Origin of the sequence: Pontibacter qinzhouensis (assembly GCF_008017455.1) — a bacterium.
Lineage (GTDB): Bacteria > Bacteroidota > Bacteroidia > Cytophagales > Hymenobacteraceae > Pontibacter > Pontibacter qinzhouensis.
Genome location: NZ_VRTY01000158.1, coordinates 1 through 8,018 on the forward strand (window position 1 = coordinate 1; position 8,018 = coordinate 8,018).

General features: G+C 49.3%; 6 protein-coding genes. 2 read left to right on the plus strand and 4 right to left on the minus strand.

Annotated elements, in window-relative coordinates:
- Positions 1–315: 315 nt before the first annotated feature.
- Both FVR03_RS23085 and FVR03_RS23090 read left to right on the plus strand, forming a co-directional pair.
- Positions 316–2,553 carry a T9SS type A sorting domain-containing protein gene (locus tag FVR03_RS23085; protein WP_147924141.1) on the plus strand — a complete coding sequence of 746 codons (2,238 nt, stop codon included), beginning with the start codon at positions 316–318 and terminating at the stop codon, positions 2,551–2,553.
- The gene (locus tag FVR03_RS23090; RefSeq protein ID WP_147924142.1) at positions 2,553–2,951 is read left to right on the plus strand and encodes a hypothetical protein; all 399 of its coding nucleotides are present in this window, start codon (positions 2,553–2,555) and stop codon (positions 2,949–2,951) included. Before FVR03_RS23085 ends, FVR03_RS23090 begins: the two co-directional genes overlap by 1 nt.
- Before the next feature lie 128 nt (positions 2,952–3,079).
- On the opposite strand, the gene FVR03_RS23095 is transcribed toward FVR03_RS23090, so the two are convergent.
- The 4 genes from FVR03_RS23095 to FVR03_RS23110 all read right to left on the minus strand — a co-directional run bounded on the left by FVR03_RS23095 (position 3,080) and on the right by FVR03_RS23110 (position 7,925).
- Positions 3,080–3,856 (minus strand): amidohydrolase, encoded by a 777-nt coding sequence (locus FVR03_RS23095; RefSeq protein ID WP_147924143.1) that lies wholly within the window; start codon positions 3,854–3,856, stop codon positions 3,080–3,082.
- A 451-nt stretch (positions 3,857–4,307) separates the two neighbouring features.
- Entirely contained in the window at positions 4,308–5,495 is a 1,188-nt protein-coding gene (locus FVR03_RS23100; protein WP_147924144.1) for a ribonuclease D, read from the minus strand.
- A gap of 149 nt (positions 5,496–5,644) precedes the next feature.
- Positions 5,645–5,872 carry a hypothetical protein gene (locus FVR03_RS23105; protein WP_147924145.1) on the minus strand — a complete coding sequence of 76 codons (228 nt, stop codon included), beginning with the start codon at positions 5,870–5,872 and terminating at the stop codon, positions 5,645–5,647.
- A 334-nt stretch (positions 5,873–6,206) separates the two neighbouring features.
- Positions 6,207–7,925, minus strand: a complete 1,719-nt coding sequence (locus FVR03_RS23110) for a M28 family metallopeptidase (RefSeq protein ID WP_147924146.1) — start codon at positions 7,923–7,925, stop codon at positions 6,207–6,209.
- Between the last annotated feature and the right edge of the window lie 93 nt (positions 7,926–8,018).

The following is an 8,018-nucleotide window of genomic DNA, read 5'->3' on the forward strand; positions in this document are numbered from 1 at the left end:
GGCAGCGGTGGCGAAAGCTGCGCCTTTAAAGTTTGGGCCGTTCAGCGCAAAAAACAGGCTCTGCTCCTGCGCCGCGCGCGAGTCGGTGCTTACATGGTGGCACTCCAGGTACTTTTGGTAAAGAAATTCAATTGTATGCGGCATGAATTGCTTAATTTTATCTTAACTAAATGCTGTTGCAACCGGTTTATACGTTATGGAAGAAGTTTCTGCTGCGAAAGCAAGTTACACCAGAAACCGGAAAAGCGATAGCATAGCCATTACCAAGCCATAATATTCTTTTCTAAAACGGCAGCCACGCCTGATTACCTGGATATGTCAAGACTAATTACAATCTTATTCTGTCTGCTCTTTACCTGCTCTCTGTGCCTGGCGCAACAGGTGCCGATGCAGTTTAAGCTTTGCCACGATGTGCCCGTTACTCATGCTGCAGGTGCTTTAGAAGCACCCTGGAGTGGTGGCCTCAACTCGCCACAGTTCTCGACCATAGACCTGAACCAGGACGGGCAGGAAGACTTGTTTGCCTTCGACAGAACCATGCAGAAAGTGTATACCTGGCTGGCCGTACAGGAAAATGGTGTGTGGCGCTACAAATATGCCCCGGAGTACGAGTCGTTGTTTCCGAAAGAGCTAAGCTACTGGGTTTTGCTGCGCGACTACAACTGCGATGGGCTGAAAGATATCTTCACCTCTGCCCCGCTTGGCATACAGGTGTACCGGCAGGTTATTGGCGAAGACAACAAAATTACGTTTGTGCTGGCCGAAGATGCCTTGTATTACAGCAACAACAACGTGAGGAGAAGCAATATGCAGATGGGCTCCGCTGATATACCTATCATTACTGATATGGATGGCGATGGTGACCTCGATATTATTACTACAGAATTCTCGCTGGGAGAAACCATGGAGTACCACCGTAACATGCGGGTAGAGCAGGGCCTGGATTGCAACGAACTCCGGTTTGTGCAGGAAACTAACTGGTGGGGAGGCATAACAGAGTGCGACGGTTGCAACAACTTTGTGTTCGGAGGGTTCTGCAGAGTAGCCGCGCCTCTGCACAGCGGCCACGACGGCTCCGCCCTGCTGGCCATAGACCTCGATGGCGATGGCGACAAAGACCTGCTGATGGGAAACATTTACTGCCATAACCTGCAGATGATGGAGAATGTGGGTACACCCACCAAAGCCCTCATGCAATCGCTGGAGCCTTCGTTCCCGCTCAATACCAGGCCCGCCAATTTCAGATTGTTTACGGCACCTTACTACGAAGATGTAACATTTGATGGTGTGCCCGACCTGCTGGTGGCCCCGAACATCAGCGTGAACGACAGTTTAGGCGAAATGCAGCATGCCGTCTGGCTCTACAAGAATAACGGAGCAGAAGATCATCCTGAGTTCGAGTTTGTGCAGGAGGATTTTCTGCAGGGCCAGATGATAGACCTGGGAGAGGGCGCTTTCCCGGCTTTTGCTGATATAGATGGTGACGGAAAGTTCGACCTGCTGGTGGGGAATGCGGCTTCTCTCCGCAACGGGAAGTACACGGCATCGCTTAGTCTGTATCTGAACACTGGCACCAACACCGAACCTGCTTTTACACTTGCTACAGACGATTACCTGGGCCTGGCTGCTAACGAATACCTGCGTATAAAACCTGCTTTCACCGATTTTAACAACGATGGCGTGCCTGATCTGGTCCTCACCTTCAGCCGGAAGCAGCTAAACAGAACCCAGATCAACTATATTCCGAACACAGGTGGGGCAGGCAAGGCCTTTCAGTTGGATGTTGCCAGGCTACAGCTCATTCGCGCTACCACCGATGGCGACTCGCCCTGCTTTGTAGATGTAGACGATGACGGTGACCTGGACCTGCTGCTCGGGAAAGCCCACGGCGGCTTAGAGTTTCATCGTAACATAGGCACAGCAAGTGCTCCTGATTTTGTACTGGAAACCCTTACGCTTGGTGGAATTGTGCCCGATTACTTCCGCAGAAATATTTACCCTCTTGCAGCAGATTTAGATGGTAACGGCACTCCGGAGCTAATTACAGTAGACGATAGTGGGGTGCTCCGCATTTACCGCGACTTTACAAAAGAGTTGAGCAGCACATTTGTAGAAGAAAGCCAGGTTCTCGAAAATGCATTAACTCAAAAAGCAGAAATGAGCCGGTTTGGGCGTGCTACCGGTGTAGCTATGGCAGGCCTGGGAGGTTCTGATAAACTGTTCCTGGCAGTAGGCACACAGGCGGGTGGTATGTACCTGCTGGAGCAAACAGAAGGGCTGCAGCATAACCCTAACGAGCCGGTAGAGGGGCTTGGGCTGGAAGTGTATCCGAACCCATGGAATGCACAACGTTTTAGTGTGGCAACGGTAAGAGCTGCCGAGCCTGTTGCTATTTCTGTTTACGATGGCATAGGTCGGGTTGTCTACAAGAGCACCAGCAGTTTCAGCCGCACCCATAGCCTCGATTTAAGAACATACAAAGCCGGTATCTATTTTGTTAGAGCCACTAACGCCAAAGGAGACCAGCAGGTTAAAAAGCTGATCGTGCAATAATGAAAGCTCTTCTGTACCTGAACCTGCTGCCAACAGCCATTACTACCTACGGGCAGCCCGTGCTGGTATGGGCAAAGAAGAATTTTCCCGAAGTCGCCACGCTGGACCTCGACGCAAACTCCGATGACATGCTGCAGCACTACGCCCTGCGCCTGCTACAGGAGGCTGAACAGGTGGCGGTTTGCATTAGGTCGGAGGCAGACGCAACAGATTTCCGAAAGCTGATGCCGCTCGTGGAGGAACTGCTGCAACCCAACGCTGGTCGTCTGCTGCTGCTCTCCGGCAACAACGCACGCCTGCTCCGGATGCTGCAGGCAAGACCGCAGCTGACCTATAAAGTTGTGGAGGCGGATGCGCAGTTGCAGGAGGCACTGCAGGGGTATTTGGGTGCTGGATAATGATTTTCAACTTGCGGATATGTGAAATCTGCTGGTGTATGCGAGTTGAAAACTTGCCTCATGTTTTACCACAAGTTACGGCTGCGCCTAAACTCATGGCAGGTGAACTGCTGCCCGAAATGTAGCTTCTATTCCAACCTAAACGCATCCGCATCGAGGTGTGCCGAAAATTTTTCTCTGAAGTCTGTGAGTTCCTGCTTGCTGAGCGTCAAGGTGAAAATGCCTTCCTGCTGGCTCGTTTCCAATAATTTGATGCCTTTTGGGTGAATAATGGCTGAGTCGCCGGAGTAGGGGATGCCGTTGCCATCGGTGCCAACCCGGTTCACGCCAATGGTGTAAGCCAGGTTCTCGATGGCGCGGGCCTGCAGCAGGGTGCTCCAGGCCAGTTTGCGGGCTTCGGGCCAGTTGGCTACGTACAGCAGCAGGTCGTAACTGTTCCCGACGTTGCGGCTCCACACCGGGAAACGCAGGTCGTAGCAAACCAGAGGGCGTATGCGCCAGCCCTTTAGCTCCACCACCAGCTGTTCAGATCCGGAGGAATAGGTGTGATGCTCATGAGCCATTCGGAAGAGGTGCTTTTTGTTGTAGGTGCGGTAGCTGCCATCGGGTTGCACCCACAGCAACCGGTTATAAAAGGCCTGCTCCTGTTGCACAATTATACTGCCTGTTACCACAGCTTGATGCGTTTTTGCCTGTTGCCGCATCCAGGCAAGTGTTTCTCCTTCAGGTGTCTCTGCCAGTTCAGCAGCACTCATGCTGAAACCGGTGGTAAACATTTCAGGCAACACAATCAGGTCGGTTTTGGGAGCAGCTGCAGCTAATTTCTCAGCCAGCATACTGCGGTTCTGCTCTGCATCCTGCCAGTAAAGCGCTGTCTGAACAATGGTAACAGTAAAGTCTTGCATGCGTGTCGGTTTAAAAGTGCCAGGCCTTGACCTAAAACCAGCAAAAACTCTTTGGAAGGCCTTTTTGATTAGAATAATTTACTGCTGCGCCAAATTCAAAATTATGAAATGCTCATCTGAAGAAGTTGTTTCATGGGTAGTTTGTCTTGTACCCTATGTGTTTTACCCCAAAAATTTCTTCGGGAAGTCATTTTCATTAGAATAATTTGGCTGAATTATTTCTTAATTATTGGAGAGTAATTGTGAATGAGGCATAGAAAATAGTCCCATTCATTCAAAACTCACTCATTCAAAATTTTATCTTTACAACCGCTCCATTTCTGGTGCTCCTCCAGATTAATAAATAGCGGAAGACTGTGATCTGCTTTCACTTCTGTGACGGGCAGAGGCTTTAAATAGTAACCCAGAGAGTGGACGCGCAATAATTTCTAATTTCTAATTTAGCGAAGCATTACTCTTCGAGCTTACTTTTTTTGAGTGTAGGAGTCGGTAATTCTATTCCTTCTTCAGTGGCTGTTTCGAGCAGAATATCCATGCCGTATTGCTTGGTGCAGCGCAGTTTGCCGGTTTGGCTGTATTCGGTTATCAGGCTTTGGGTAATAATGAGCCTGGAGGCAAATTCACCGTATTTTTCAACGATCTTTTTCTGCACCTGCGTCAGTGCCTCTTTGCGTTGCTCCGTTTCGGGCGTGCGGAGCGGGCGCTGAAAACGGTTTTCGGCGTAGTCGTGGCTGATGTTCTGCTCTTTGGCTTCTTTTTTAGCCCGTTCCAGCGCCTCTATCAGTAGCTTTTCGTTTGCAGGCTTTTTAAGTCCGGCATGCAGCCCTTTAGTGTGGTTCAGCCATTCGTGTATGTCGGTGTTGGGGTTGTTGGCCAATTCTACCAGGGCATCGTTGGCAATAATATAGGCGGCAGGTTTATCGAACTTCTGGCCTATGCTGTCGCGGAACCTGAACAGCTCTTTTAAGATAAATTGCTGGTACAGGTTAAGCTGGTACGCGCTGCGCAGCCGGAGGTGCGGGTTTTCGGGCTCTGCGTAAAACAGGCGCTCGAGCAACAGGTTTTCTTCTTCCAGCCAAGGCAGCCTGCCAGCCTCCTGTACTTTCTCTACCAGTCTTTGTTTTACGCGGTGCAGGTAAATAACATCGATGGCCGCATAGCGGAGCTGGTCTTCGTTAAGTGGGCGCTTGTTCCAGTTGCTCGACTGCTGGCTTTTATCTACTTCAATGCCGAACTCCTCTTTCATAACGGTGGCCAAGGAAGAACGCTCGTAGTTCAGGATTTTAGCTGCCACATCCGTATCCATAACGCCTTTGATCTTGCAGCCCAGCTTGTCGAGCAGCAGAATATCGTTGTTGGCGTGGTGTATGATTTTGGTTATGGCCGGCGATGCAAAAAGCTCATAAAGCGGCTCCAGGTTCTCTATTTTAAACGGATCGATGATGTAGCAGGTGCCGGAGCCGTCGGTTACCTGAATCAGGCAAAGCGTGAAACCATATGAAAACCGGTTCTGGTCGAACTCCAGATCAAGTGCCAGTTCTGTGCTCTTGCCCAGTTGAGCAACCGCTTCCATAAAATCTGCGTGGTTTTCTACTAGCACAATGGCGGTGCCTTCGTGTACAATAGGCGTGTGTTCCATCCTTAAATATAAATCATTAACCTTGTCTGTGCCAGTTATTCGTGCATTAGGTACGCTTTTTTTAACAGCTCAGGCGCTTTTGTTACAAAAAAAGGTCTCTGCAAAAAAAGCAGAGACCTCTCAAATTTATCTAATTATTCTGTCTGAACCTACGGTTGTTCCTCTGGTATCTCATCTACGACACCATCTTTAACAGTTGTGTCTTGTAGTACCACGGTAGTGTCTTCTTCCATATCAAGGCTTATATCATCGCCCATGCTGGCATCTGTTGGCATGCTGGACGTATCAGATTCTGTTGCTGTATTATTATCGGTGCCACATGCCGTAAAAGCTAAAAGTGCAAATGCGGCAAAAGCTAGTTTCATATTCTTTTTCATGACTAATTCATTTCGTTTGAAATAAAAATTGTACTTCCTTATACGCGTGAAAAAATAAAAGTATGTAAATTAGTTTGTGAAAAGAGTTTTAACCAAAGTTAAGTGTTGTTATTTTAGTGTGGAAGCTCCTGATCAAAGAGTCGTTTCTGCTGGTGTTGAGAAACCGTAACTGCTGTGGTTTTTATATAAATATAATTAAATGTATAGCGAGGTGTATAAGATGTGGCTCGCATATGCTGATGGTTTAGAATGGTGTTGATTGGTTTAGTCCAATTATTCCGGCCGGTGTTTGCGCTCTTTTTTTAAGAAGTATAAAGTTAAGTCGAAGCTAATGCTACTGCACCAGCATTTTATCGCGTCGCGCTTTAAACTCGGTGCCGTCTTTCCACTCGGGGTAGCGCGTGCCATTTGCCACACGGTAACCCACCCTGAAGAAAAGTTGCAGGTCTTCTATGGCCCCCTCCAGATTCCAGTCGTCTCTCACTTCGTCGCTTACTTTGTGGTAGTCGTTGCTGGTATAGGCTTCCTGGAGTTTGGTGGCATAGTCGGCGGGCTGGTTCCGGACAGTTATGCCTGATTTTGCATAGAGTGCCGGTACACCTTGTTTGGCAAACTCAAAGTGGTCGGAGCGGTAGAAGGAGCCTTTCTCCGGAGTCGCTTCTGGCACTACCCGCCGGTTTTGCGTAGCTGCTTCTTCCATTAAAATATCTTCTAACGACGAGTTACCATAGCCCACCACTATTACATCTTCGGTGGTGCCATAGGTGTTCAGGCCATCCATATTTATGTTAGCCAGTGTTTTGTTGAGCGGGTAAAGCGGGTTGTTGGCATAATATTTTGAACCTAACAGGCCTTTTTCTTCGGCAGTTACAGCCAGAAACAGAATAGAGCGCTTTGGCTTTTCGGGTAAGGCTGCAAAGGCTTTGGCTAGTTCAAGAAGGCCGGCTGTGCCGGTGGCATTGTCGAGGGCGCCGTTGTAGATCTGGTCTCCCTGCAGCTTTTCGTCTTTGCCCAGGTGGTCCCAGTGGGCGGTGTACACAATGTACTCATTCTTTAGATCCGGGTCGGAGCCTTCGATCTTTGCTACCACGTTCCGCGAATTAATCTCACGGAGTTTGTTCTTCATTTTAAAATTAGCTTTGGCATTGAGCGTAACAGGCTTAAAATCTTTTCGCTGGGCGGCCTCTTTTAGTTTTTCGAGGCTGTTGCCGGTGGCGCTAAAAAGCTGCTGGGCTTTTTCGGTTGTAATCCAGGCTTCTACGGCAGTTTTGTCCATGTTTTTGTTGGCTGCGCTTATGTCGAAGTTCTCGCGGCTCCAGCTGCCCGACACTACTTCGTAAGGATAACCTGCCGGACCGGTTTCGTGAATAATAATGGCGGCAGCTGCTCCCTTTTCGGCAGCAATCTCATATTTGTAAGTCCAGCGGCCATAGTAGGTCATGGCATTTCCGCCAAACATGGTGCTGTCGAGTTTATCAGGAGATGTGGCGCTGCGGATAGGTGGGTCGTTTATGAGCATTACAATAGTTTTTCCTTTTACATCGAGTCCTTTAAAATCGTCCCAGTCGTATTCGGGCGCTACAATGCCGTAGCCTACAAACACTATATCAGAGTTATCGATGTTGATATCCGGCACAAATCGGCGCGATACGGCAACATAATCTTTCGGGAACTCCAGGTTGATTTTTTGCCCTCCTGCCGTAAAAGAGGCTTGTGGAGTAGCGGCAAAACCAAACATAGGCACCTGCTGCACAAAGGAGCCATCGGGGTTGCCGGGGGCGAGGCCGAGCTGCTTAAACTGGCGCGTCAGGTAATTTACGGTAGAGTCTTCGCCACGTGTTCCGGGGCCACGGCCCTCGTAGGCATCGGAGGCCAGCACCTTGGTGTGAGCCAATAAACTGGTAGCAGTTATAGCCTGTAGTGCGGGTTGTATGGCCGTGCTGTCGCTATCGGCTACTGTCTCCGTTTCGGTGTCAGCTACCTCGCGGGAGCGTTCGGTGCAGCCCAAGGCCCAAAAGCCCAGCGCCAGAAAAAGGAAGAGATGCTTTCTCATAGATATACATTAATTGGGTGTTAACGGTGAACCTATAACGGTAATTATGCAGTGATCGGCTAAGCTTTAGCACCTGAGATGGCTACTTTTTTA

Excerpts from the sequence above, each read along its gene's own strand:
- FVR03_RS23085 (WP_147924141.1), top strand. The coding sequence starts at position 316 with ATGTCAAGACTAATTACAATCTTATTCTGTCTGCTCTTTACCTGCTCT.
- FVR03_RS23090 (WP_147924142.1), top strand. The coding sequence starts at position 2,553 with ATGAAAGCTCTTCTGTACCTGAACCTGCTGCCAACAGCCATTACTACC.
- FVR03_RS23095 (WP_147924143.1), bottom strand. The coding sequence starts at position 3,856 with ATGCAAGACTTTACTGTTACCATTGTTCAGACAGCGCTTTACTGGCAG.
- FVR03_RS23100 (WP_147924144.1), bottom strand. The coding sequence starts at position 5,495 with ATGGAACACACGCCTATTGTACACGAAGGCACCGCCATTGTGCTAGTA.
- FVR03_RS23105 (WP_147924145.1), bottom strand. The coding sequence starts at position 5,872 with ATGAAAAAGAATATGAAACTAGCTTTTGCCGCATTTGCACTTTTAGCT.
- FVR03_RS23110 (WP_147924146.1), bottom strand. The coding sequence starts at position 7,925 with ATGAGAAAGCATCTCTTCCTTTTTCTGGCGCTGGGCTTTTGGGCCTTG.